This window comes from Massilia sp. CMS3.1, assembly GCF_051262535.1.
Classification (GTDB): Bacteria; Pseudomonadota; Gammaproteobacteria; order Burkholderiales; family Burkholderiaceae_D; genus Telluria.
In genome coordinates, this window is sequence record NZ_JBIMES010000003.1 from 149,332 (window position 1) to 171,481 (window position 22,150).

The window sequence follows — 22,150 nt, forward strand, 5'->3', positions numbered from 1 at the left end:
GCATCGCAGCGTATGAGGTGCTGTCATGAGCCCCTCCGGCCCCTTCATCCGCCGCCCGGTCGCCACTGCCCTCCTGATGCTGGCCATCGTGCTGGCCGGCATGGTCGGCTACAAATTCCTGCCGCTCTCGGCGTTGCCCCAGGTCGACTTCCCGACCATCCAGGTGCAGACCCTGTACCCCGGCGCGAGTCCCGAAGTCATGGCGCGTACGGTGACGGCGCCGCTTGAGCGTCAGTTCGGCCAGATGTCGGGCCTGGCGCGCATGAGTTCGACCAGCGCCGCCGGCGTCTCGGTCGTCACCCTGCAGTTCGGGTTGGGCCAGACCCTGGATGTGGCCGAACAGGAAGTGCAGGCCGCGATCAATGCGGGCGGCTCGCTGCTGCCGGCCGACCTGCCGGCGCCGCCCGTCTACGCCAAGGTCAATCCGGCCGACGCGCCGGTGCTGACGCTGGCCATTACCTCCGACACGGTGCCGCTGACCGAAGTCCAGAACCTGGTCAACACGCGCCTGGCGCTGAAAATCAGCCAGGTCTCCGGCGTGGGCCTGGTCTCGCTCTCAGGGGGGCAGCGCCCCGCGGTGCGGATCCAGGCCGATACCGAGGCCCTGGCTTCGTATGGCCTGGGCCTGGACTCGCTGCGCACCGCGATCACGGCGGCCAACGCCAACAGCGCCAAGGGCAGCTTCGACGGTCCGACCCGCGCGTATGCGATCAACGCCAACGACCAGCTGGTGACGGTCGAGGACTACAAGGGACTGATCGTCGCCTGGCGCAACGGCGCGCCGGTGCGCCTCGAGAACGTGGCGCAGGTAGTCAACAGCGCCGAGAACGTGCGCCTGGGCGCCTGGGCCAACTTGAAACCGGCGATCATCCTGAACGTGCAGCGCCAGCCGGGCGCGAACGTGATCGCTACCGTGGATGCGATCAAGGAACGCCTGCCGGAACTGCAGGCCAGCCTGCCGGGGTCCTTGCGGCTTGACGTCCTCTCCGATCGCACCACCGGCATCCGCGCTTCGGTGCACCACGTGCAGATCGAGCTGCTGCTGGCCGTGGTGCTGGTGGTGCTGGTCATCTTCGCCTTCCTGCACAGCATCCGCGCCACCGTGATTGCCAGCCTCGCCGTGCCGATCTCGCTGATCGGCAGCTTCGGGGTCATGTATTTGCTCGGCTACAGCCTGAACAACCTGTCGCTGATGGCCCTCACGATTGCCACCGGCTTCGTGGTCGACGATGCGATCGTCATGATCGAGAACATCGCGCGCTATATCGAGGAGGGCGAAAAGCCGATGGCGGCCGCCATCAAGGGCGCCGCGCAGATCGGCTTTACGATTATTTCGCTGACCGTGTCGCTGATCGCCGTCCTGATCCCGCTGCTGTTCATGGGCGACGTGGTCGGGCGCCTGTTCCGCGAATTCGCGGTGACGCTCGCCATCACGATCCTGATTTCCGGCCTCGTCTCGCTGACCCTGGTGCCGATGATGGCGGCGCGCTGGCTGCGCAGCCATGAAGAGGAAAAACCGGGCAAGTGGGCCCTCAAGACCCAGGCCTTTTTTGATCGCGTGGTCCACCAATACGACCGTGGCCTGGGCTGGGTGCTGGTACGGCAGGGCTTGACCTTGATTGTCGCCCTTGCCACGCTGGTCCTGACGGCGCTGCTCTGGATGATGATCCCGAAAGGCCTGTTCCCGACCCAGGACACGGGCCAGCTGCAGGCGCGCGTCGAAGCGCGCCAGGCGATCTCGTACGACCGCATGGCCGAGATGCAGCAGGCTGCGGCCAAGGCGATCCTGGAAGATCCGGCAGTCGAGTCGCTGGCCTCGAACGTCGGTGTCGATGCCGCCAACAACACCATGCTCCACACCGGCACCATGCTGATCAACCTGAAGGGCGACCGCGCCGGCGATCCGGACGAGATCATGATGCGCCTGAAGCGCCGCGTCGCCAGCGTGGCCGGGCTGACGCTGTATCTGCAACCGACCCAGGACCTGACCATCGACGCCGAAAGCGGCCCGACCCAGTACCGCGTCTCGCTGGAAGGCGCCGACAACGCTACCGTCGTCGAGTGGGCACGCAAACTCGTTGCACGCATGGCGCAGCAAAAGCAGCTGCGCAACGTGACGACCGACGCCGGCGCCATGGGAACCGCGGCCGTCGTGCACATCGACCGCGACACCGCATCGCGCCTGGGGATCACGGCGGCGAACATCGACGACGCGCTCTACAGCGCGTTCGGCCAGCGCATCGTCTCGACCATCTTCACCGAAACCAACCAGTACCGCGTGATCCTGGAAGCCCAGCAGGACAAGGCGATGTCCCTGGAAAGCCTCGGCCGCCTGCAGCTGCGCACCAGTTCGGGCGAGCCGACGCCATTGTCGGCAGTGGCGACGATTCGCGAAGAGCAAGCGCCGCTGCAAGTGACCCACGTGGCGCAATATCCGGCCACGACGATCGGCTTCGACACCGCGTCAGGCACCTCGCTCGGCCAGGCGGTCGATTCGATCCGGGCGGCGGCCGTCGACATCAAGCTGCCGGCCTCCGTCACCTTGAGCTTCCTCGGCGCCTCCGGCGCGTATGAAAACTCGCTGTCGAATCAGCTGTGGCTGATCCTGGCCGCCGTGGTCTGCGTCTACATCGTGCTGGGCGTGCTCTACGAGAGCTATATCCACCCGCTGACCATCCTTTCGACGCTGCCCTCGGCGGGCGTGGGCGCGCTGCTGGCGCTCTGGATCACGGGGCAGGGCCTGGGCGTGATCGGCATCATCGGTATCATCCTCCTGATCGGCATCGTCAAAAAGAACGCGATCATGATGATCGACTTCGCGATCGAGGCCGAGCGCGATCAGGGCAAGACGCCGCTGGACGCCATCCGCCAGGCGGCGCTGCTGCGTTTCCGCCCGATCCTGATGACGACGCTCGCGGCCCTGTTCGCGGCGGTTCCCCTGATGCTCGGTTGGGGCGAGGGCGCCGAATTGCGGCGTCCATTAGGCCTGGCCATCTTCGGCGGCCTGATCGTCAGCCAGCTGTTGACGCTGTTCACCACGCCCGTGATCTACCTGGCGTTTGACCGCGTGTCGCGCCGCTGGAGCTGCAAGGCCCCGGCCCAGCCAACCGGTAAGCGCGAGGTTGGTGCATGAACCTGTCGAAACCCTTCGTCCAGCGCCCGATCGCGACCGTCCTGCTGACGCTCGGACTGGCGCTGGCCGGCATCGGCGCCTTCTTCGTGCTGCCGGTCTCGCCGCTGCCGCAAGTCGACTTCCCGACGATTTCGGTGTCGGCCTCCTTGCCGGGCGCAAGTCCCGAGACCATGGCCAGCAGCGTCGCGACACCGCTCGAGCGGCGTCTGGGCGTGATCGCGGGCGTCAACGAGATGACCTCGAACTCCGGCAACGGCTCGACCCGCGTCAGCCTGCAGTTCGATTTGAACCGCAAGATCGATTCGGCCGCGCGCGAAGTGCAGGCCGCGATCAATGCCGCCAGGGCCGACCTGCCGTCGACCCTGCGCAGCAACCCGACCTACCGCAAGGCCAACCCGTCGGATGCGCCGGTGATCATCCTGGCGCTGACCTCAAAAAGCCGGACGCCCGGGCAGATCTACGACGCGGTCTCGAACATCGTCCAGCAGCGCCTGGCCCAGGTGCCGGGCGTGGGCGAAGTCGAGATCGGCGGCGGCTCGCTGCCGGCCGTGCGCGTGGAGTTGCTGCCGTATGCGCTGAACCACCATGGTGTCTCGGCCGAGGATGTGCGTGCCGCCATCCAGTCGAGCAACCCGAACCGCCCGAAGGGTGCGATCGAGGGCAACGGCAACCGCCTGCAGATCTATTCGCAAACCGATACGGCAACCGGTGGGCGCAGCGCCGCCGACTACCGCGACCTCATCGTCGCCTGGCGCGGCGGCGCCGCGATCCGCCTGCAGGACGTGGCGCAAGTCATCGACGGCCCGGAAAACATCAATACGCTGGGCCTGTTCAACGGCGAGCCGGCGGTGATCGTGCTGATCACGCGCCAGCCGGCGGCCAACGTGATCGAGACGGTCGACGGCGTGCGCGCGCTGCTGCCGTCCCTGCAGGCGCAACTGCCAGGCGACGTGACGCTCCAGGTGGCCTCGGACCGCACCAGCTCGATCCGCTCTTCGCTGCACGAAGTCGAATTCACGCTGCTGCTCTCGATCCTGTTGGTAGTGCTGGTGGTGAGCGTGTTCCTGCGCAGCGTGCGCGCGACCGTCATCCCGGCAGTGGCCACCGTTGTCTCGCTGCTCGGCACCTTCTGCGTCATGTACTTGCTGGGCTTTAGCCTGAACAACCTGTCGCTGATGGCGCTCACGGTGGCCACCGGTTTCGTGGTCGACGACGCCATCGTGGTGCTGGAAAATACCGCGCGTCATATCGAGGCGGGCATGGACCGCATGCAGGCCGCGCTGGTCGGCGCGCGCGAAGTGGGCTTTACGGTGCTCTCGATCAGCCTGTCGCTGGTGGCCGTGTTCATTCCGCTGCTGTTCATGGGCGGGCAGGTCGGGCGCCTGTTCCGCGAGTTCGCGGTGACCTTGTCGGCTGCCGTCATGATTTCGCTCGTCATTTCGCTGACCACCACGCCGATGATGTGCGCCTGGCTGCTGAAAAAGGGCCACACGATCGAGCGTCCGCCGGGACGCGTGGCGCGCTGGCTCGAGGGCGGCTTCAACTGGCTGCTGCGTGTGTATGAACGCGCGCTCGACTGGGCCTTGGGCAGCATGGCGCTGGTGATGGTCATCCTGGTGTTCGTGATCGGCCTGAACGTCTACCTGTTCACGCTGGTGCCGAAGGGCTTCTTCCCGCAGCAGGACACCGGCCAGATCAGCGGCGGCATCCGCGCCGACCAGAGCATCTCGTTCCAGGCGATGCAGGGCAAGATGACCCAGCTGGTCAACATCATCAAGCGCGATCCGGCAGTCGACACCGTGGTCGGCTTCACCGGCGGCGGCCGTGCCGGCGGCGGCTTCATGTTCATCAACCTGAAACCGGCCTCCGAGCGCGTCGATAAAGGCCAGGCCGTGATCGCGCGCCTGCGGCCCAAGCTCGCGCGCGTCACCGGCGTTTCGCTGTTCCTGAATCCCGTGCAGGACTTGCGCATGGGCGGTCGCTCCAGCAATTCGACTTACCAGTACACCCTGAAAAGCGATAACGCGCAGGACCTGAAGGAATGGGCGGCGAAGCTGGCCGAGGCCATGAAGAGGCAAGGCACGCTGGTCGACGTCGACACCGACCTGGCCGAGAACGGCGTCGAGATGTTCGTCACCATCGACAAGGACAGCGCCGCGCGCCTCGGCATCAACACGCGCGACGTCGACAACGCGCTGTACAACAACTTCGGCCAGCGCCAGGTGTCGAAGATCTACGATGAGCGCAACCAGTACAGCGTGATCATGGGCGTGGCTCAGAAGTATGCGCAGTCGCCCGAAGCGCTGAAGGATGTGTATGTGCCGGCGCGCCCGACGGGCGGCAACACGGCCGCGAACGCGGGCGGCAGCACCCCGGCGCCGGCCTCGAACCTGACGGCCACGCGCGACGCGTCGACTGGTTCGGCCCTCTCCAGCAGCGTTACCACGATGGTGCCGCTTTCGGCGATTGCCAGCTTCGCCGAAAGCGCGACGCCGACCTCGGTGAATCACCAGGATGGCAAACTGGCGACCACGGTCTCGTTCAACCTGGCCGAAGGCGCCAACCTGGACGACGGCAAGGCGGCAGTGAAGCAGGCCGAAGCCGACATCGCCATGCCGTCGAACGTGCGCGGCAGCTTCGAAGGCACGGCGCGCGCGGCCGAGGAGTCGAGCCAGGAGCAGCCCTTGCTGATCCTGGCGGCGATCGTCGTCATCTACATCGTGCTCGGCATCCTGTACGAAAGCCTGATCCATCCGATCACGGTACTGTCCACCTTGCCGTCGGCGGGTGTCGGCGCGGTGCTTGCGCTCATGATGTTCAACATGGAGTTCTCGATCATCGCCCTGATCGGGGTGTTCCTCCTGATCGGCATCGTCAAGAAGAATGCGATCCTGATCATCGACTTCGCGCTCGACCTGGAACGCGCGAAAGGCGTCTCGGCGCTGGACGCCGTGCGCGAAGCCTGCCTGCTGCGCTTCCGGCCGATCCTGATGACGACGCTCGCCGCCGCACTCGGTGCGCTGCCGCTGGCGATCGGCTTCGGCGAAGGCTCGGAATTGCGCCAGCCGCTGGGCATCGCCATTATCGGCGGCCTGATCGCGAGCCAGTTACTGACTTTGCTGACCACGCCGGTCGTCTACGTCCTGCTCGACAAGCTGCGCAACCGCAAGCCGGACGAGCACGAACTGGCGCGCCACCCGCTCGAGGACGAGGCCGTACCCTCCATTTCAAGATGAGATTGTTTATGCAGAAATCCAAGACGTTCCGACTGACCCTGCTGGCCCTGGCGCTCAGCCTTGCCGGATGCGCAGTCGGTCCCGCCTACCAGCGTCCGAGCGCGCCGGAATCGATCGCCTTCAAGGAGCTCGAGGGCTGGGTGCCGGCGGCACCCGCCGACGCCCTCGAACGCGGGCCGTGGTGGCAGCTGTTCGCGGATCCGGTGCTCGATCGACTCGTGGCCGGCGTCGAGGTCTCGAACCAGAACGTGGCGCTCGCCGCCGCCAACTATGCGGGGGCACGCGCGGCTGTCGCCCAGCAGCGCGCCTCGCTGTTCCCGAACGTGTCGCTCGGCCTGTCGGGCGACCGGTCCGGCGTGCGCTCGCAAGGTGCCGAGAGCAGCTATCGCCTGAACCTGGGCGGCAGCTGGGAGCCGGATGTGTGGGGCCGCCTGCGCGCCGGCGTCACCAGCGCCCAGGCCGGTGCCGAGGCCAGTGCCGCCGACCTCGCGAGCGCACGCCTGTCAAGCCAGGGCGAACTGGCATCGAACTATTTCACGCTGCGTGCGCTCGACGCCCAAAGCGCGCTGTTGACCCGCACGATCACGGGCTATGAGCGCGAGCTGCAGATCACGCAGAACCGTTTCAACGTCGGCATCGCCGCCCGCACCGACGTGCTGCAGGCCCAGACCCAGCTCGCCAATGCGCGCAGCGAAGCTTTGTCGTTGACGCGCCAGCGCGCCCAGTTCGAGCATGCGATCGCGATCCTGGTCGGCAAGGCGCCGAGCCAGTTCGCGCTGGCGCCAAGCGCGGACTGGAAGGTTGCCGTGCCCGACGTGCCGGTCGGCGTGCCGGCGACGCAGCTCCAGCGCCGCCCGGACATCGCCGCCGCCGAACGCGACGTTGCTGCTGCGAACGCCGAGATTGGCATCGCGCGCGCGGCCTATTTCCCGAACATCGGTCTCTCCGGTTCGCTCGGCAGCGGCGGCAGCCGCGTCGGCGACCTGTTCTCGGTCTCGAACGCGGCCTGGTCCTTCGGCCTGTCGGCGGCGCAGTCGATCTTCAACGCCGGCGCCACGCGCGCCAGCGTTGCGGGCGCCGAGGCGCGCCACCAGGCGGCGGTCGCGCGCTACCGCCAGACGGTGTTGAATGCCTTCGCCGATGTCGAGGACCAGCTCACGGCGACCCGCGTGCTGGTCCAGCAGCAGGCGCTGCGGCGCCAGGCATCGGAAGCGGCCGACCTGGTCGAGCAGCAGATCATGAACCGTTACCGGGCAGGGCAGGTGGGATATACGGAAGTGGTGCAGGCCCAGTTCACGGCGCTCAACGCGCGCCGCTCGCTGGTCCAGGTACAGGCCGATCGCCAGACGGTGGCGGTGGCGCTGATCCAGTCGCTCGGGGGCGGCTGGCAGGCGGGCGCCACGCCTTGAACCGGAAAACCCCTGACCGGCTAACCGGGCAGCCTCGCTGGCGTCTCCGCAGTTTCCTGTAATGCAGCTGGACGCCGCGCCCAGCGCTGCGCCAGCACCGCGCACACCATCAACTGAATCTGGTGAAATACCATCAGCGGCAGGAGGATCATCCCCAGCGACGACGGCGCAAACAAGACCTTGGCCATCGGCACGCCGCTGGCCAGGCTCTTTTTCGAACCGCAGAACACGATCGTGATCTCGTCTTCTTTCGAGAAGCCGAGGCGGCGGCTGGTCCAGGCGGCGAAACCCAGGGCGATTGCCAGCATCAGGCAAGATAAGGCGGTCAGCGCGAGCAGCGTCATGCCCGAGATATGCTGCCAGAGTCCCTCGGCCACCGATTCGCTGAACGCCCCGTAGACCACCAGCAAAATCGAACCCTGGTCGACATAGCGCAGCATCGGCTTGTGGCGGTCGATGAGGGCGCCGATCCAGGGACGCAGCAACTGGCCGGCGAGGAAGGGCAGCAGCAGCTGTTCGACGATCTTCCATACCTGGGCCAGGCCCGAGCCCCCGGCCGCCTGTGCCCCCTGCAGCACCATGGCCCCGACCAGCACGGGCGTCAGGAAAATGCCAAGAAAATTCGAGGCCGTCGCGCTGCAGACGGCCGCGGGGACGTTCCCGCGCGCCAGCGCCGTGAAGGCGATCGATGACTGCACGGTGGAGGGCAGCACGCACAGGAACAGGATGCCCATCGTCAGTTCGGGCGTGAGCAGCATGAGCGCCAGCGGTTCGATCACCAGGCCCAGCAGCGGGAACATGGCGAAGGTGCCGGCCAGTACCAGCAGGTGCAGGCGCCAGTGCGTCAGGCCCGCGACCAGCGCTTCGCGCGAGAGCTTGGCGCCGTGCAGGAAGAACAACAGGCCGATGGCGATTGTGGTGATATGGCCCAGCACGATGGCGCCCTGGCCCCTGGCCGGCAGCAGGGTGGCGAGCAGCACCATGACCATCAGGCCGATGGTAAAGGCGTCGAGCGCGAGGCGGCTCGGGAGCGTGGCGAAGGAAGAGGTGATGCGTCCCATGGGGTCTTTAGAGCAGCGATAAGACAGCCATTCTATCTGCAGGAAGTGGAATGTGTTGCCGGCAATAGACATTGCCGAATAAATTTACATATATGCAACTTATAATGATAATATGAAACAATATTTTCAACAGGGACCTGACCATGACTAAGCTGCTTCGCGCCATCCTGATTGCCGCCGCTGCCACAAGCGGCGCTTCTGCGCACGCCTCAACCATCACCGTGACACCGGAGGACATGGCCGTTGCACCAAACCACTGGTTCCTGAACAACGTCCGCGAAAACAGCACCGCGGCGATCACCAACACCAAGGCCCGCAATGGCAATGGTTCGGTCGAGATGTCGATGCCGAACGGCAGCGGCAAGGCCGACTACGTCTACAGCTGGGGCTTTTCGTCAGGCCGCACGCTGGGCAAGCTCGATGCGCTGAGCTATGACTGGTTCCGCAGCGCCGGCGGCAGCGCCAGCGCGCACCTGCAGCCGGCACTGCGCCTGAACTACGATGCCGACGGCAATGTCGCCACCACCGACGACCGCGGCTACCTGGTATGGGAACAGATCTACAATGGCGGCGGCATGATCGAGAACCAGTGGACAACGAGCGACATCCTCGCCGGGAACTTCTGGATGCGCCAGTTCACGCCGGGCAATACGGTCGAACAGTATGGCGTCTCGCTGAACGAGTGGATGAACGGTCCACGTCCGGGTACACCGGCCGACGTGCTGAGCGCGAACACTGCCCTCCTGGGTATCGAGTTCGGCATTGGCTCGGGCTGGAGCGGCAGCTTCACCGGCTATGTCGACAATGTGACCGTTGGCTTCAAGGGGCAGGACGTGACCGCCTTCAACTTCGAGACGCAGTCGAGCGACGTGCCGGAGCCGGGCAGCATCGCGCTGCTGGGCCTGGGCATCGTTGCCGTCGTCGCGGCACGCAAGCGCAAGCGCGCCTGAGCCGAAAGCAGTCGTTGAGCGCAGCTAATGACGGTAAAAATCGTTTTCCCGTCATTGGCAACCGGGCTATACTCCCCGCTTGAATTTTCTCATCCGGGGTCTACCTTGTTCAAATCGATCGTTCTTCCCGTCGCCATCCTCGGCATTGCGGCCAATGCCGTGGCCGACGAAGGCCAGTGGCAACCGCACCAGCTGCCGCAGCTCAAAGCCGAACTGAAACGCATCGGCATCACGATGCCGACCGCGAAGTTGGCCGACCTGTCGAAGCATCCGATGAGCGCGATCGTCTCGCTGGGCGGCTGCTCCGCGTCCTTCGTCTCGCCCGCTGGCCTGGTGGTTACCAATCACCACTGCGCCTATGGCGCGATCCAGCGCAACGCGACCCCGGAAAAGAACTACATCGTCGACGGCTTCCTGGCCAAGACCCGTGCGGAAGAACTGCCGGGCGGCCCGAATACGCTCGTGTATGTGACCGAGAAGGTCGAGAACGTGACCGAGCGCGTGTTGAAAGATTTGGGCGGGGCGCTGACCGGCCGCCAGCGCAACGAGGCGATCTCCGCGCGCGTCAAGGCATTGATCGCCGAGTGCGAGAGCGACAAGGCGTACCGCTGCTCGGTGCCGGCCTTCCACCGCGGCCTCGAGTACTACCGCGTCAGGCAGCTGATGATCCGCGATGTGCGCCTGGTGTACGCGCCGTCGGACAAGATCGGCAATTTCGGCGGCGACATCGACAACTACGAGTGGCCGCGCCAGACCGGCGACTACAGTTTTCTGCGCGCCTATGTCGGCCCGGACGGCCGCCCGGCCGACCCGTCGCCGAACAACGTGCCGTATAAATCGAAGGACTTCCTGGTCCTCTCGGCCGAAGGCCTGAAGAACGGCGACCCGATCCTGCTGGCCGGCTACCCGGGCCGCACCAGCCGCTACAAGCTGCCGTCGGAGATCCGCTTCGCGCGCGACACCGACTTCCCGGCCAAGGTGTCGACCATCACCGCCGACCTGGCCGTGATCGCGGAAGCGACAAAGGGTAACCCCGCCTGGGACGTGCGCTACGCCAGCGTCGCGAAGGGCCTGAACAACGTGCTGAAAAAGACGCAGGGGCTGCTCGACGGCTTCGCGCGCAAGGACGTCGCGGCGATCAAGGATGTGCAGGATGCCGAATTTCGCACCTGGTACGCGCGCAGTGGCAACGGTATCGGCAGCGGTCCCAAGCTGCTGGCCGACCTGGACGCCGTGATCGCCGCCGACATGGCGCTCTCGCGCGAAGAGGGCGCGTATGCCGAAGCGTCGCATAGCGATCTGTTGAAAAGCGCGCGCACCCTGTACCGCCTGGCGCAGGAACGCCAGAAGCCGGACGCCCAGCGCGATGCGGGCTACCAGGAACGCGACCTCTCGTTCATCAAGGCGCGCCTGACGCGTCTCGAGCAGTCGTTTGTCCCTGGCGTCGACCAGGCACGCTACGCCGCGGCCCTGAACCGCTATGCGAAAATCGAATCGAAGCTGCGCCCGCAAGGCCTGGACGCGCTGGTGCCCACAACGATCGCCCTCGATGCGATCTACAAGTCGACCGAACTGGCCGATACCGCCAAACGCCTCGCCTGGATGGGCAAGGATGTCGACGCGTTCCGTACTTCGACCGATCCCTTCATCGTGCTGGCGGTGCGCCTGAACGATGTGGCCAAGGGCCTGGAAGAACGCCGCAAGGAAGTCGATGGCAACCTCGACCGCACCATCCCGCAGTACATGACCGCGGTCATCGCGTACAAGAAATCGCAGGGCAAACCGGTCTACCCGGACGCCAACTCGACGCTGCGCGTGACCTACGGCACCGTCTCGCCGTACGCGCCGCGCGACGGCCTGGTCAAGGGTCCGTTCACGACAGTTGAGGGCATCGTCGAGAAAGCCACCGACAAGGATCCGTTCCTGGTGCCGGCGGCCTTGACCGAAGCGGTGAAGGCCAAGCGTTATGGCGTGTTCAAGGACCCGGTGCTGAACACGGTGCCGGTGAACTTCCTGTCGAGCGCGGACACGACCGGCGGCAATTCCGGTTCGGCCGTGATGAACAAGCGCGGCGAACTGGTGGGCCTGAACTTCGATTCGACCTACGAGTCGATCACCAAGGACTGGTACTTCGACACGGCGATCACGCGCGCGATCCACGTCGACATCCGCTACATGCTGTGGGTGATGAAGGAAGTCGACGGGGCGGATAATCTGCTGAAGGAAATGACGATCAAGTATCCGAAGAAGTAAGCGGACAGCCTGTATCGGAAAACCGCGGCCGGAGCGATCCGGGCCGCGGTTTCTTGTGGTGATGGGCCACCCTGCGCTGGTAAGGCTGCCGCGCCTCTTCGCGTGCGTTGCATATTCCCCGCACAGCGTGCATACTCGCCAGCGCCGATGCGCTGCACCTTTTCCCTTACTTATCCAGCCCCGACGTGCGCTCGCGCGTCAACGCTCTCCCGCTGCCGCGAATGAACGAATCACTTGCCGTCCTCGGCTTTTCCACCACCCCCCTCGAACTGATCTCGTTTGTCCTGGCGGCGACCACGGTGCTGCTCAACATCCGCCAGAACCACTGGGCCTGGCTGTTTTCGATCGCCTCGTCGAGCACCTATGCGGTCGTCTTTTTCGATGCGCGTCTGTACGGCGACAGCGGCTTGCAACTGGTCTTCATCGCGGCCTCGGTCTGGGGCTGGTGGCAGTGGCTGCGCGGGACGCAAGAGACGAAGCTGGTCGTCACGCGTCTCTGCCGCGTCGGCTGGGCCTGGGTCCTGGCCGGCTGGGGCGCGGCCTTCCTGGTGCTGTCCTGGTTCCTGCGCACCTATACGAACACCGATGTTCCGCACATCGACGGCTTCCTCACCGCCGGCAGCCTGGCCGGCCAGCTGCTGCTGGCGCGTAAAAAGGTCGAGAACTGGCATGTCTGGCTGGTGGTCGACGTGCTGTATGTGGGCCTCTACATCTTCAAGGACCTGCATGTGACGGCGCTGCTGTACGCGGTGTTCGTGGTGCTCGCCTGGCGCGGCCTGCGGACCTGGAGCAAGCTGGCGCGGGTGGCGCCATGACTGTGCGCCGCATTGCCGTGCTAGGCGCCGAATCGTCCGGCAAATCGACTTTGTGCGGCGCGCTGGCGCGGCGCTACAGTACGGTATGGGTGCCCGAATACCTGCGCGAATTCGTCGACACGCACGGCCGCGTGCCCTTCGAGTCCGACCAGTTCGGGATTGCGCGCACCCAGCGTGCGCGCGAGAACGCCGCCGTTGATGGCGCGAACGAGTTCCTGTTCTGCGATACGACGCCGCTGATGACGGCGCTTTACAGCCAGGTGTACTGGGGCAGGGTCGACGCGCAGCTGGCGGCGCTGGCGGCGACCCACGACTATGCGTTGACCCTGGTGACGGCGCCCGACACGCCCTGGGTGGCGGACGGCCTGATGCGCGAATCGGAAGAAGTGCGCCAGCGCGTATTTTCGATGCTGGTGCAGGAACTGGACGCGCGGGGATTGCGCTTCGTGCTGCTGGAAGGGGACCTGCCGCACAGGCTGCGGCAGGTGGAAGCGGCCTTGAAAGTGCTGAAGCCTCTTTAAAAGTCGAACTGCGCCGACACGCGCAGCGTGCGCGGCGCGCCCGGCAGCAGGTAGCCGCCCAGGTCCTGGGTGACGTCGCGCCAGTAGAACTTGTCGAACAGGTTGTCGACGCGCGCGCGCAGCGTGACAGCCGTCGCACCCATCTTCATGCCGTAGGCCGCGCCGATACCGGCCACGTGGTAGCCCGGCACCTCCACCGTGTTCTCGGGGTCGAATGCCTTGGTCCCTGCGTACTGCCACTGGCCGTTGAGCTTCAGGCCCGGCACGCTTGCCGGCGCATATTCGGCCCAGACGGTGCTTTTGAACTCCGGCACGTTGGTCGTGCGCTTGCCTTCGAGCGCCGGCTCGCCCGTGCCTTCCTGCCGTGCGCGCAGCGCCAGCAGCGAGGCGCCATAGGCCAGGCTGCCCGCATTGCGCTGCGCCGTCAGTTCCAGTCCGCGGTGATTCTGCTCGCCGTTGCGGACGAATACGTTGTCCGCATTCGTGTATTCGAGGCCGCGGCTGATCTGGAACAGCGCCGCGCTGACCGACACGCCACTACCCAGCATGCCCTTCGTGCCGAGTTCGACCTGCTTCGAGCGGCTCGCGGCGAGCACGGTGTTGGCGTTATCGGTTTCGATCGGCGCGACTTCGCCCGGTTCCATGCCGTGCGCGACAGTGCCGTAGACATTCCACAGCGGCGAGACGCGGACGACCAGCGAGGCGTTCGGCAGCGCATACGAGCTGCGGCTGGCGGTCGGTCCGAGTGCGGTTTCCGGCGTCTGCACGCTGTTCGACTTCACGTATCGCAGGCCGGCGTGCAGGGTCAGCGCGGGCGTCAGATTGATTACGTCCTGCACGAAGAGCGCGCGTTCACGGTCGCTGTAGCGCTCCGAGACCGGGCCGGTGCGCGGGTTGCCGGGCGCCGGATCGGTGACGCGACTGGCGTAGATGTTGCTGTAGCCGGCGTAGTCGTAGACATAGTCGCCGTAGCTGTTATTGCGCTCGGCGTGGCTCGCGCCGATCGTGAGCGCGTGGCGCAGGGCGCCGGTGGCGAAGCGGCCGTGCACCAGGGCCTGGATCCCGAACGGCGTCTTGCGCTCGCCCGTGCTCTGGTAATCGTAGACGTCGAAGTCGCCGTTGGAACAGTAGCCCGGGTAGTAGCCCTCGCCCTCGTTGCTGCAGCCGTAGGGGAAGGCGGTGTAGTCGTCGCGCTTGAACCAGTGCTTGTTGGCCGTGACCGAGGCGCGCCAATCGGGGTTGATCCGGTAATCGAAGCGCAGGCCGAGGTTGGCGCTGTCGGTGTCGACCGGTTTGGTCCAGGGCTGGGCGTTGAGCAGGGTCTTGGGTGACACGCCGCGCGGCAGGTCGACCCCGCGAATGAGCTGGTAGCCCGGCGCCGTGATTTGCTCCTTGTGCTGGAAGTCCATGTCGAGCTGCAGCAGCGCGTCGGGCGTCACCTGCCAGTCGAAAGCGCCTGATGCGAACTGACGCTTGCCGTCGGCGCCGTCGATGTAGGAGCGCAAGCGTTCGGCGGCCGCATTGATGCGGTAGCCGAAGCGGCGGTCTTCGAAGCGCCCGCCGATATCGAACTCGCCGAACAGCGTACCGCGCTCGCGCGCCTCGATCGTCACCGAGCGCAGCGGCTTGTCGGTCGGACGTTTCGTGACGAAGTTGACCAGGCCGCCGGGTGCGGCGATGCCGGCCTGCAGGCTGGCGACGCCCTTGAGCAGCTCGATGCGTTCCTTGTTTTCGAGCGGGACCTGGGCGTCGCCCGGGATCACGATGCCGTCCTTGCGGTAGCCCGAATTGTTGTTCAACTTGAAGCCGCGCACCGAGAACTGCTCGGCATAGCCGACCGCGTTGTAGGCGTCGCCGACCGAGGCGTCGTACTGCAGCGCTTCGCTGCTCGAGCGGATCGACAGGTCCTGCATCTGGCTGCGGCCGATCGCTACCACCGAGGCGGGAATGTCGATCAGCGGCAGGTCGGCAAAGCTGCCGATGCTGACGCGGTCGGTCGCGGCCCACTTGCTGCCGGTGACCACGACCGAGGCCATTGGCTCGGCGGACTGGGCGTTGGCGGTGTAGGCCTGTGCGAGCGCACAGGCGAGGATGGAACAGGTGAAAATGGGTTTCATTGTTTGCTCACGGATCGAGCGACGCGGGGACGCGGCGCTTTTTTAGTAAAAGCCGGAGCCAACGTGCGGGAAGGGCAAACAAGGTGTGAACTGCTTGGCGCGCTTTCCTTCGCTGGCATTATCCAGATCAGGTACGAAGGGTATATCTCACCCGGAAACATGTTCCAGGACCCCTAGCGAGCCGCGAGTGTACCACGGGTTTTTCAACCCGTGGTGGTTCTGCCAATAATGATCAAACAGATGCGCACCGCCGGGTGGGCCGGGCCGGTGCGTGCGCTCACACCTCCGCCGTTTCCCGAAACGGCGCGGCATGCGCGTGGTGCGAGCGCGCGTGCAGCAGGTGGCGCTGCAGCGTCGAGCGCGTGCTGGTCTCGATCGCACGCCAGTTGTCGCGGCGCAGCGCGGCGCGCTTGCGGTGCTTCGAGGGCATGTCGGCCAGCGGCTTCAGGTAGAAGGGCAGCGCCACCAGCCAGGTATCGCCGGGCAGCTCGACGCCACCGAGGATCTTCCAGAAGCCGTCGTATGCATTCGCGAAATGCTTGATCTCATCCGGGTCATAGGCGATGTGCGCGGTGCACTTCACGGCCACCACCTGATCCATGCCGACCGCCTGCGCCAGGCCCTGCATCGCCGCGAAGCAGAAGAAGCTCGGCGAATTGTTCGGGAAGCACTTCTCGAAGGCGTCGAAAGCCTCGCCCGACTCGGTCCAGCGGCCCTGGTTGCGGGCGACGAAGGGCACCAGCGGCGTCGGCACGCCGACGATCCTGCCCTCGACCCAGGAGAACGACAGGCGGTGCAGCACTTTGTCGTCGGCCACCAGCGCAATCGTCAGGTCGCCTTCCGCATTCATGCGCGAGGCTATCTCGAGCCGGATCAGGAAATCGTGATCGCCGACCGCCTGCTGCCACAGCGTCAGGCCGCCGGCCGCATACACGGCCGCCTTGTAGGCCGCGTCGAACGTGGTCTCTTCGAAGCGGTAGTGCGACAGCACGCATTGTACGCGCTGGCGGCTGCTCAAGCCCTGCAGCAGATAGGCGCTGTGGCTGAGGTGGTGGAAAGGGTCGTCGTTGGGCTGCGTCATCACGTGGTTGCGGTAGACGTCGAGCTGGCACAATGCGGCATGGTCGCGGTAATACCGCAGCACGCGCGCGCTGCGCAGCACCGACAGCAGCCAGGACGAAAAGCGCAGCTTGCTGCGGCGGGCGAGCCAGTAGCGGGTCAGGTGAGCCAGGATCATGGGGCGCTCCGTGGAAGACGGCGGGTTGCGGACAAGCTCATGGTGTCCCACACGGGCGTTCCCGGAGGTGCGTTTACTCAAGGGGAATAGATTCTCTGGGGCAATATTTTTGGCGGACTCATCCCCGCCCTGCGTGTGCATCGAACGCATCTTGGTTTTCTTTCAGGATTCTTTATTTTGGGAAAGCATTCTTTATTGCAAGATTAACACGATCTGCGCGCGGCCTTGCAAAATTCTGTTTCATACTCGCGGTGACACGGCTGCGGAGGCGACGTATGGCATGTGAACTGTTTTATTGGCCAGGCATCCAGGGCCGCGGCGAATTTGTCCGGCTGGCACTCGAGGAGGCGGGGGAGGAGTATGCCGACGTGGCCCGGGGGGCGGGCGGCGTCGACGCGCTGATGGCGGTGCTGAAGGAAGGGCCCACGCCGAGTTTTGCGCCGCCTTTCCTGCGCACCGACGGCATGACGATCGGCCAGACTGCGGCGATCTTGATGTTCCTGGGCGAACGCCACGGCCTCGCGCCCCAGGATTCGGCCGGGCGCCTCTGGACGCACCAGTTGCAGCTGACGATTGCCGACCTGGTGAACGAGGCGCATGACACCCATCACCCGGTCGGCAACAGCTTGTATTATGAGGACCAGCAGGAGGAAGCGCGCCGCCGGGCAAGCGAGTTCACGTCGGCGCGCATCCCGAAATTCTTCCATTATTTCAGCCACGTGCTGGGCGAGAAGGACTACCTGCTCGGGCTCCAGATCACCTACGCCGACCTCTCGCTGTTCCAGACCCTCGAGGGGCTGGACTATGCCTTCCCGAAGGCCACGGCCCGCGCACTGGCGCGGCACCCGAACCTGGCGGCGCTGCGCAGGCGCGTGGCCGAACGTCCGCGCATCGCCGCTTATTTGCGTTCGCCGCGCCGGATTCCCTTCAACGAAGAAGGTATTTTCAGGCGCTATCCGGAACTCGACTGTTAAACCTCCGTCCCGATCCAGCCCGAGATCCTTTTGCTTGATTAAACGAGTTCTGCTTCTTTGATAATGGCCGGCTTCATTGCGGCCTCGCGTTTGTCCAGCCGGCCGGCCAGTGTGGTCAGTGCCAGCGCGCCGAGCACGATCAGGGCGCCGATCGGCGGCGTGGCCATCAGGCCGAGGTGCTCCAGGATCAGGCCGCCGCCCCAGGCGCCCAGTGCAATGCCGAGGTTGAAAGCGGCGATGTTCAGGCCGGATGCCATGTCGACCGCCTGCGGGACATCGCGTTCGGCACGCTGCACGACATATAGTTGCAGGGCCGGCACATTGCCGAAGGCGACCGCGCCCCAGGCCAGCACGGTGGCGACGACCAGCACCGGATGCGGCGCGGTGAAGCTGAGCACGGCGAGGACGCTTGCCAACAAGGCGAACACGATCTGCAGCGCGCGGATCGGTCCCTTCTTGTCGGCCAGGCGGCCGCCCCAGATATTCCCGGCCGCGACCGAGACGCCATACACCAGCATCACCAGGCTGACACTGCTCGGGGCGAAGCCGGCCACGTCCTGCAGGATCGGCGCCAGGTAGGTGAAGGCGATGAACGAGCCGCCATAGCCGAGCGTGGTGATCGCATACACCAGCAGCAGGCGCGGCTGCCTGAGGACGGCGAACTGCTTTGCCAGGCTGGCCGGCTTGGCACCGCCGATGGTCGGCGGCACCAGGATCGCGCTGCCGATCATGGCGACGATGCCGAGCGCGGCGACCGCAAGAAAGGTCGACTGCCAGCCGAACTGCTGGCCGATCCAGGTGCCGAGCGGGACGCCCGTGACGAGCGCCACGGTCAGGCCGGTGAACATCAGGGCAATCGCGCTGGCTGCCTTTTCCTTCGGCACCAGGCTGGTGGCAATCGTCGAGCCGATCGAGAAGAACACGCCGTGGGCGAGGCCGGTCAACACGCGTGCGGCCATCAGGGCGGCGTAGCCGGGTGCGATCGAGGCAACCAGGTTGCCGGCCGTGAACAACAGCATCAGAGCGATCAGCAATTTCTTGCGCGGGATGCGGGCGGTGAGGGCAGTGAGCAAAGGCGCGCCGATGGCAACGCCAAGCGCATACACGCTGACCAGCAAGCCGGCGGATGGGACGGACACCCCCAAACTGGCGGCAACGTCGGGAATCAAGCCGACGATGACGAATTCGGTGGTGCCGATGGCAAAGGCGCTCAAGGTGAGCGCCCAGAGGGCAAGGGGCATGGTGACTCCTGGGGCAAGGGATGAAGAGGCATGCAGTTTGCACGTGGCGAACAAGAAGAAAAATCCCTTGCCGTACAATAGACTTTTGACTGGGAGTCACGAATGATCGATGTAGATTCATTGATTGCATTCTCCGCCGTCATGGATGCAGGTTCCTTTTCCGGCGCCGCCGCGCGCCTCGGACAGACTCCCTCGGGTGTGTCGCGCACCATCGCGCGCCTGGAAAAGCACCTCGGCATGACGCTCCTGCACCGGACCACGCGGCGCCTGCAACTCACCGACGAGGGCGCATGGCTGCTCGAGCGCGCCCGCACGCTGCTGGCGGACCTGGCCAATACCGAAGCCGAGGCGGCCGCGCGCCGCTCCCAGCCCGCGGGCCTGGTGCGCGTGAATGCCGCCACGCCGGCGCTCGGCCATCTGCTCGCGCCCCTGGTGCCGGCTTTCCTGGATGCCTATCCGCTGGTGCAGCTGGAACTGACGAGCGGCGAGACGGTCGTCGACCTGATCGAGGAGCGGGCGGATCTCGCCATTCGGATCGGCAGCCTGCCTGACTCGACACTCAATGCACGCAGGCTGGGCGCGAGCCGGCTCCGGGTGCTGGCGGCGCCAGGCTACCTGGCACGCCACGGCACGCCAGGCGATGTGCTTGAGCTGGCGCAGCACCGCCTGCTGGGCTTTTCGGCGCCGGCCTCGCTCAACACCTGGCCCCTCCGCCATGGCGGGGCCGACGGCTACACGATCGACCCGGGCGTCAGGGCATCGAGCGGCGAAACGGTGCGCCACCTGGCGCTCGCCGGCGCCGGCATCGCCTCGCTGTCGGATTTCCTGACGCGCGACGACCTGGCCAGCGGGCGCCTGGTGCCGGTATTGCAGCACGCGGCGCTGCCGTGGTCGCAGCCGGTGTGGGCCGTGTTCTACAAGCAGGGAGGATTGGCGCCGCGGGTGGCGGCGCTGGTGGATTTTCTGGCGCGTGAACTGGGAATGGTACTGGACGCGTGAGCCCTGGCGCGCCGCAACAGAAGCAATCGTTGCGTGAACTTCAACTCGGCGCTACGCTCATAGAGCAGCACGATAAAAATCCGACATCACATCCACCATCCTGAAAGGATAGCGCCATGAGTTCAGAGGTCAAGCCGGTCGAAGAGGGCATGCACACCATCACGCCGCATCTCGTTTGTGCCAATTGCCACGAGGCGATCGAGTTCTACAAGAAGGCTTTCGGCGCCATCGAAGTCATGCGTTCCCCAATGCCCGACGGTAAGGTCGGCCACGCCATGCTGCGCATCGGGGATTCGCAGCTATTCCTGGCCGACGAATTTCCCGATTACGGTTCCTTCGGCCCACTCAGCCTGAAAGGCTCGCCGGTGACGATCCACCTGGCGGTGCCGAACGTCGACGCGCTCTGGGCCAGCGCCACAGCCGCCGGCGCCACCGTGCGCATGGAACTGGCCGACGCGTTCTGGGGAGACCGCTACGGCCAGTTGGTGGACCCCTTCGGTCACGTCTGGTCGATGGCGACCCACATTCGCGACGTTTCTCCGGAGGAAATGGAAGAGGCGATGAAGCGCGAATGCGCGTAAGCGGATAGGTGCAAGGGCAGCCTCAGGGCACTGCCACCTGCAGGTGATCGACCAGAATCAGGCTGCCGATCACGATCAGCACGACGCCGCCGACGATCTCGGCGCGCTTGCCCACCAGCGCGCCCAGGCCCCGTCCCAGCATCACGCCGAGCGTCACCATAACGAAGGTGGCAAAGCCGATCGCGGCGGCTGTGACGAAGATGTTGGCGTCGATGAAGGCGAGGCCGGCGCCGACAATCAAAGCGTCGATACTGGTCGCCATGCCGGTCACGGCCAGGCGCATGAAGGAGTGGCTGTTCGGTTTTTCCTCGTCGAGTTCGGGCTCGCCCCAGCCCTCGCGGATCATGCGCAGGCCGAGCGCGCCCAGCAGTACGAAAGCGATCCAGTGGTCCCAGGCCTGCACATAGGGTGCCGCGGCGTTGCCGAGCGCCCAGCCGAGCAGCGGAGTGAGGCCTTCGATGACGCCGAAGATCAGGCCGGTGCGCAGCGCCTCGCGCAGCTGCGGCCGTTGCAGGGCCGCGCCCTTGCCGACGGCGGCGGCGAACGCGTCGGTGGACATGGCGAAGGCGAGGGAGGCGGTGGCGGCAAAATTCATGGGATGGCGGTATTGTAACCGAGGGCGCATTGAAAAGCTCAGCAACCGGCAGGGGTGGCCAGCCCCGGTCGAATCCGAAAAGGAGAATAATGTGGACAACCACGACGACATCGGCGCACTCGACATCGTGATCGTGCCCCCCACCCACGACCTGGGCGAGGGCTTCAAGGTACGGCGCGCATTGCCGAGCCGGCAGCGGCGCATGGTCGGACCCTTCGTGTTTCTCGACCAGATGGGCCCGCATGTGTTCGACGCCGGCCGTGGCCTCGACGTGCGGCCCCATCCGCACGTCTGCCTCGCCACCGTCACCTATCTGTTCGACGGCGAGATCCTGCACCGCGACAGCCTCGGCAGCGTGCAGGCGATCCGGCCCGGCGAAGTCAACTGGATGACGGCGGGACGCGGCATCGTCCACTCCGAGCGCACCGACAGCGTGCTGCGCCAGGGTCAATCGAACCTGTTCGGCCTGCAATGCTGGGTCGCGTTGCCTTCATACCACGAGGAAACCGATCCTGCCTTTGCCCATATCGAGGCCGGCGCCTTGCCGGTCATCGAAGGCGATGGCATCGAGGCGCGAGTGGTGGCCGGCGGCTTCTGGGGCCGGCGCGCGCCGGTCGCGACGCTGTCAAGCATGTTCTATGTCGACGTCAAGCTGAGGGCCGGCGCACGCATCGCGATGCCGCCGGAGTACCCGGAGCAGGCCATCTACATCGTCGAAGGCCGGCTCGACCTCGGCCGCGACGGCATCTTCGAGCCCGGCCAGCTGGTGGTCGTCAAGCCGGGCGCCGAGGTGGTACTCGGCGCGCCCGGACCGGGGCCGACGCGCATCATGCTGCTCGGCGGCGAACCGATGGAGGGACCGCGCTACTTGTCCTGGAATTTCGTAGCCAGCTCCGAGGAGCGCATCGAGCAGGCCAAACGCGACTGGCAGGCCGGCGCCTTTCCCGAGGTGCCGGGCGAGACCGAATTCATCCCGCTACCCGAAGCGCATGGCAAACCGGTTCGTTATCCATAAAACAGCGTCCGGT

The 22,150-nt window shown here is 65.7% G+C and carries 16 protein-coding genes and 1 riboswitch; of the genes, 11 read left to right on the forward strand and 5 right to left on the reverse strand.

The annotated features are described in order from the left end of the window. Window positions 1-25: 25 nt before the first annotated feature. From ACHAC9_RS06660 to ACHAC9_RS06670, 3 genes are read left to right on the forward strand one after another with little or no spacing between them, the layout of a single operon-like run. Window positions 26-3,133 (forward strand): efflux RND transporter permease subunit, encoded by a 3,108-nt coding sequence (locus tag ACHAC9_RS06660; RefSeq protein ID WP_435758387.1) that lies wholly within the window; start codon window positions 26-28, stop codon window positions 3,131-3,133. Further along, window positions 3,130-6,369, forward strand: coding sequence for an efflux RND transporter permease subunit (locus ACHAC9_RS06665; protein ID WP_435758389.1), 3,240 nt, complete (start codon window positions 3,130-3,132; stop codon window positions 6,367-6,369). The genes ACHAC9_RS06660 and ACHAC9_RS06665 overlap by 4 nt, the downstream gene beginning before the upstream one ends. A gap of 8 nt (window positions 6,370-6,377) precedes the next feature. Then, window positions 6,378-7,778, forward strand: a complete 1,401-nt coding sequence (locus ACHAC9_RS06670) for an efflux transporter outer membrane subunit (RefSeq protein WP_435758391.1) — start codon at window positions 6,378-6,380, stop codon at window positions 7,776-7,778. A gap of 20 nt (window positions 7,779-7,798) precedes the next feature. On the opposite strand, the gene ACHAC9_RS06675 is transcribed toward ACHAC9_RS06670, so the two are convergent. Then, window positions 7,799-8,839: a bile acid:sodium symporter family protein gene (locus ACHAC9_RS06675; RefSeq protein ID WP_435758393.1), complete on the reverse strand. Its 1,041-nt coding sequence runs from the start codon at window positions 8,837-8,839 to the stop codon at window positions 7,799-7,801. A 143-nt stretch (window positions 8,840-8,982) separates the two neighbouring features. Between ACHAC9_RS06675 and ACHAC9_RS06680 the strand changes: the two genes are divergently transcribed. The 4 genes from ACHAC9_RS06680 to ACHAC9_RS06695 all read left to right on the forward strand — a co-directional run bounded on the left by ACHAC9_RS06680 (window position 8,983) and on the right by ACHAC9_RS06695 (window position 13,378). After that, entirely contained in the window at window positions 8,983-9,789 is an 807-nt protein-coding gene (locus ACHAC9_RS06680; protein WP_435758395.1) for a PEP-CTERM sorting domain-containing protein, read from the forward strand. A 105-nt stretch (window positions 9,790-9,894) separates the two neighbouring features. Next, entirely contained in the window at window positions 9,895-12,042 is a 2,148-nt protein-coding gene (locus ACHAC9_RS06685; RefSeq protein WP_435758397.1) for a S46 family peptidase, read from the forward strand. A 221-nt stretch (window positions 12,043-12,263) separates the two neighbouring features. Further along, window positions 12,264-12,857 (forward strand): nicotinamide riboside transporter PnuC, encoded by a 594-nt coding sequence (gene pnuC, locus ACHAC9_RS06690; protein ID WP_435758399.1) that lies wholly within the window; start codon window positions 12,264-12,266, stop codon window positions 12,855-12,857. Beyond that, entirely contained in the window at window positions 12,854-13,378 is a 525-nt protein-coding gene (locus tag ACHAC9_RS06695; protein ID WP_435758401.1) for an AAA family ATPase, read from the forward strand. The genes pnuC and ACHAC9_RS06695 overlap by 4 nt, the downstream gene beginning before the upstream one ends. Here ACHAC9_RS06695 and ACHAC9_RS06700 read toward each other — a convergent pair. Together ACHAC9_RS06700 and ACHAC9_RS06705 are read right to left on the reverse strand one after the other, a co-directional pair. Continuing rightward, window positions 13,375-15,495, reverse strand: a complete 2,121-nt coding sequence (locus ACHAC9_RS06700; RefSeq protein ID WP_435758403.1) for a TonB-dependent siderophore receptor — start codon at window positions 15,493-15,495, stop codon at window positions 13,375-13,377. The two genes, ACHAC9_RS06695 and ACHAC9_RS06700, sit on opposite strands and share 4 nt — an antisense overlap. Window positions 15,496-15,582: 87 nt before the next feature. After that, a riboswitch (TPP riboswitch) is annotated at window positions 15,583-15,680 on the reverse strand. Between the two features lie 92 nt (window positions 15,681-15,772). Next, entirely contained in the window at window positions 15,773-16,732 is a 960-nt protein-coding gene (locus tag ACHAC9_RS06705) for a DUF535 family protein (protein WP_435758405.1), read from the reverse strand. 275 nt (window positions 16,733-17,007) lie between these two features. Between ACHAC9_RS06705 and ACHAC9_RS06710 the strand changes: the two genes are divergently transcribed. Beyond that, window positions 17,008-17,706 (forward strand): glutathione S-transferase, encoded by a 699-nt coding sequence (locus ACHAC9_RS06710; RefSeq protein WP_435758406.1) that lies wholly within the window; start codon window positions 17,008-17,010, stop codon window positions 17,704-17,706. 38 nt (window positions 17,707-17,744) lie between these two features. Here ACHAC9_RS06710 and ACHAC9_RS06715 read toward each other — a convergent pair whose 3' ends face one another. Next, window positions 17,745-18,947, reverse strand: a complete 1,203-nt coding sequence (locus ACHAC9_RS06715) for an MFS transporter (protein WP_435758408.1) — start codon at window positions 18,945-18,947, stop codon at window positions 17,745-17,747. A 102-nt stretch (window positions 18,948-19,049) separates the two neighbouring features. On the opposite strand from ACHAC9_RS06715, the gene ACHAC9_RS06720 reads away from it, so the two are divergent. Both ACHAC9_RS06720 and ACHAC9_RS06725 read left to right on the forward strand, forming a co-directional pair. After that, window positions 19,050-19,946 (forward strand): LysR family transcriptional regulator, encoded by an 897-nt coding sequence (locus ACHAC9_RS06720; RefSeq protein ID WP_435758410.1) that lies wholly within the window; start codon window positions 19,050-19,052, stop codon window positions 19,944-19,946. Window positions 19,947-20,062: 116 nt separating this feature from the next. Then, entirely contained in the window at window positions 20,063-20,527 is a 465-nt protein-coding gene (locus ACHAC9_RS06725; protein ID WP_435758412.1) for a VOC family protein, read from the forward strand. A 22-nt stretch (window positions 20,528-20,549) separates the two neighbouring features. On the opposite strand, the gene mntP is transcribed toward ACHAC9_RS06725, so the two are convergent. Then, window positions 20,550-21,122, reverse strand: a complete 573-nt coding sequence (gene mntP / locus ACHAC9_RS06730) for a manganese efflux pump MntP (protein ID WP_435758413.1) — start codon at window positions 21,120-21,122, stop codon at window positions 20,550-20,552. 91 nt (window positions 21,123-21,213) lie between these two features. On the opposite strand from mntP, the gene ACHAC9_RS06735 reads away from it, so the two are divergent. Further along, window positions 21,214-22,137 carry a pirin family protein gene (locus ACHAC9_RS06735; RefSeq protein ID WP_435758415.1) on the forward strand — a complete coding sequence of 308 codons (924 nt, stop codon included), beginning with the start codon at window positions 21,214-21,216 and terminating at the stop codon, window positions 22,135-22,137. Window positions 22,138-22,150 lie beyond the last annotated feature (13 nt).

Coding starts and splice junctions, on each gene's coding strand:
- ACHAC9_RS06680 (WP_435758395.1), top strand. CDS start 8,983: ATGACTAAGCTGCTTCGCGCCATCCTGATTGCCGCCGCTGCCACAAGC.
- ACHAC9_RS06695 (WP_435758401.1), top strand. CDS start 12,854: ATGACTGTGCGCCGCATTGCCGTGCTAGGCGCCGAATCGTCCGGCAAA.
- ACHAC9_RS06725 (WP_435758412.1), top strand. CDS start 20,063: ATGAGTTCAGAGGTCAAGCCGGTCGAAGAGGGCATGCACACCATCACG.
- ACHAC9_RS06660 (WP_435758387.1), top strand. CDS start 26: ATGAGCCCCTCCGGCCCCTTCATCCGCCGCCCGGTCGCCACTGCCCTC.
- ACHAC9_RS06705 (WP_435758405.1), bottom strand. CDS start 16,732: ATGATCCTGGCTCACCTGACCCGCTACTGGCTCGCCCGCCGCAGCAAG.
- mntP (WP_435758413.1), bottom strand. CDS start 21,122: ATGAATTTTGCCGCCACCGCCTCCCTCGCCTTCGCCATGTCCACCGAC.
- pnuC (WP_435758399.1), top strand. CDS start 12,264: ATGAACGAATCACTTGCCGTCCTCGGCTTTTCCACCACCCCCCTCGAA.
- ACHAC9_RS06665 (WP_435758389.1), top strand. CDS start 3,130: ATGAACCTGTCGAAACCCTTCGTCCAGCGCCCGATCGCGACCGTCCTG.
- ACHAC9_RS06700 (WP_435758403.1), bottom strand. CDS start 15,495: ATGAAACCCATTTTCACCTGTTCCATCCTCGCCTGTGCGCTCGCACAG.
- ACHAC9_RS06710 (WP_435758406.1), top strand. CDS start 17,008: ATGGCATGTGAACTGTTTTATTGGCCAGGCATCCAGGGCCGCGGCGAA.
- ACHAC9_RS06670 (WP_435758391.1), top strand. CDS start 6,378: ATGCAGAAATCCAAGACGTTCCGACTGACCCTGCTGGCCCTGGCGCTC.
- ACHAC9_RS06675 (WP_435758393.1), bottom strand. CDS start 8,839: ATGGGACGCATCACCTCTTCCTTCGCCACGCTCCCGAGCCGCCTCGCG.
- ACHAC9_RS06715 (WP_435758408.1), bottom strand. CDS start 18,947: ATGCCCCTTGCCCTCTGGGCGCTCACCTTGAGCGCCTTTGCCATCGGC.
- ACHAC9_RS06720 (WP_435758410.1), top strand. CDS start 19,050: ATGATCGATGTAGATTCATTGATTGCATTCTCCGCCGTCATGGATGCA.